The sequence below is a fragment of the Dellaglioa sp. CoH-57-MRSF-22 genome (assembly GCF_056781895.1).
This window is the reverse complement of the sequence record NZ_JBXAXT010000250.1, coordinates 1-248: the sequence shown is the minus strand read 5'-3', so window position 1 is coordinate 248 and position 248 is coordinate 1. Positions and strand designations below refer to the sequence as shown.

Genomic DNA, 248 nt, shown 5'->3' with positions numbered 1-248 from the left:
GAAGAGTTCTTGGACTCTTTGAAACCAGCGCATCCACGATACAATGGGAGGTACCCAAAATTCGCGTAACTCTGTATCAAGAGTCGAACTGGGAATTCGATAAATTTGATCCTGCGATAGCAGAACGCAATCGACAGATCACCGAGCGCCACAAGAATGGGGATTGGGGTATTTGGTGCAGCATTCGACGCCCAGAGCGACCGTTATTCGGCCGCTACCTGTACGAAGTGGTTGTCGAGGTATTTGCC

The 248-nt window shown here is 50.0% G+C and carries 1 protein-coding gene; it reads left to right on the top strand.

Annotation, left to right across the window (positions count from 1 at the left end; genetic code table 11):
- Positions 1-248 (top strand): hypothetical protein (locus AC1RPR_RS08970; RefSeq protein WP_481763601.1); only part of this gene is annotated, 248 nt, incomplete at both ends.